Source organism: Mucilaginibacter sp. P4_E8, from assembly GCF_056401495.1.
In genome coordinates, this window is the sequence record NZ_JBFUJG010000338.1 from 1 (window position 1) to 1917 (window position 1917).

Annotated in this window: 2 protein-coding genes; both read right to left on the minus strand. The window is 40.1% G+C overall.

Annotated elements, in window-relative coordinates; translation table 11 throughout:
- Positions 1-156: 156 nt before the first annotated feature.
- Positions 157-762, minus strand: a complete 606-nt coding sequence (locus AC1DRQ_RS31155; RefSeq protein WP_477429958.1) for a DUF4238 domain-containing protein — start codon at positions 760-762, stop codon at positions 157-159.
- A gap of 25 nt (positions 763-787) precedes the next feature.
- Positions 788-1876 carry a tRNA 2-thiouridine(34) synthase MnmA gene (gene mnmA / locus AC1DRQ_RS31160; protein ID WP_429392274.1) on the minus strand — a complete coding sequence of 363 codons (1089 nt, stop codon included), beginning with the start codon at positions 1874-1876 and terminating at the stop codon, positions 788-790.
- Positions 1877-1917 lie beyond the last annotated feature (41 nt).

The window sequence follows — 1917 nt, forward strand, 5'->3', positions numbered from 1 at the left end:
CCACATAGGCTTCTGCTTGATTAAAAGTACAGATATCTATCAATAGACTTAGATGACTTCTTACTGCGTCATAATCAGGGTTAGCAATAGGTTTTTCAGTCTTTACAAGTTTCAAATTTTTTGTAAGGGGTATACAAAAAGAATTATTCATGAAATTTATAGACTTTGATCTTTTTTCGAAAAAATCGGGTTATCAGATATTAAGCTTGGTTTCTTTGTTGKCAAAATGAACCAGTTCTTAAAATCATCTTTAATAGCAGTATTATATAATAAATTTAGGCCTAAAGAGCTTCTAAATCCAGCTTTTAAAAGCTCCGTATTTCTAATCTCATCCGTAATCTCTTTCGGAGCATCATTTCCATATTGGTTTCTAAGTGAAATACCCAAAGTTTGCAAATCGTTAGTTGCGTAGTAATACTCGTATAATTTATCGAAAGCAGGTAAACGAATGTATAATACAGCCAGAAAACGACACAATATTAACATGTCTTGATAATCTAAAAGAGGCTTGTTTTCATTCTTTAATCTCTTAAATAGCTTGGCCTCATCATTTTCAAACAAACCATAAAGTTTTTCAGGCAAATCAGTATCTAACCCATCGTGAGTAACTGTATTTCTGTTAATATCAAAAAAATGACTCCCCGCTGTGTGCGGTTTCGATTTTAACCGTCCTTTCTTTATATCATAGATATAAAATGTTTCTGTATCGGCTGATGTAAAACCTTTAAGGTAGAATTCTGGAATATAATGATGTTCAGCCATACTGAAATGAATTAAGATGCTCGGCTCACATCAAAAATCCACCGCCCAGCAGATCATTCCCTTCATAAAAAACAGCCGATTGCCCCGGTGCAATGCCTGATACGGTATGATGAAAATCAACCTTCATGTGTTCGCCCATTTGTACAATGGTACTTTGCGTGCCTGCATCCTTATAACGTATCTTGGTAATGGCCTCAATGGGCTCATTGATATTGGCGTATTTAACCAGGTTAAGATTTTTAACCCAGGCCTGCTTGCGTTCCAATTCATCGGCAGTACCCAAAACTACGGTATTGGTTTGCGGGTCAATACTGGTAACAAACATAGGCTGGCCCAACGCTATACCCAAACCTTTACGCTGGCCTATGGTATAAAAGGGATATCCCTGATGTTTGCCCACTATAGTGCCGTTTGTGAGCACGAAGTTACCGCCGGCAACACGTTCTTCCAAATCGCCTACTTTATGTCTTAAAAAGGCTCTGTAGTCGTTGTCGGGTACAAAGCATATTTCGTAGCTTTCGCTTTTGCCGGCAAGTTCAACCTGGCCCATGTCCATGGCCATTTGCCTGATCTCGGGTTTAGAGAAACTGCCTAAAGGGAATTTGGTACGTGCCAGATTCTGTTGCGATACACCCCAAAGCACGTATGACTGGTCTTTATTTTCGTCCTTACCTTTTGATATTACATAACGGCCATTATCCTGCAAGCGGATGTTGGCATAGTGACCGGTAGCTATAAATTCGCAGTCCAGTTTATCTGCACGTTTTAAAAGTGCATCCCATTTAATATGAGTATTACATAAAACGCATGGGTTAGGGGTACGACCGGCCAGGTACTCATCCACAAAATTGTCGATCACAAAATCGCCAAATTCGCTCCTGATATCCAATATATAGTGGGGGAAGCCATAACCAACGGCCAACGCACGGGCATCGTTAATACTATCCAGGCTGCAGCATCCTGTTTCTTTTGAGCTACCACCTGCTGAGGCATAGTCCCAGGTTTTCATGGTAAGACCAATAACCTCATAGCCCTGCTCATGCAACATTACTGCTGCTACCGAACTATCAACGCCACCGCTCATTGCCACTAAGATCCTGCCATGCTTACTCATAATGCTGCAAAGATACCTTTTTGATTTTTATGTTGGTGTCT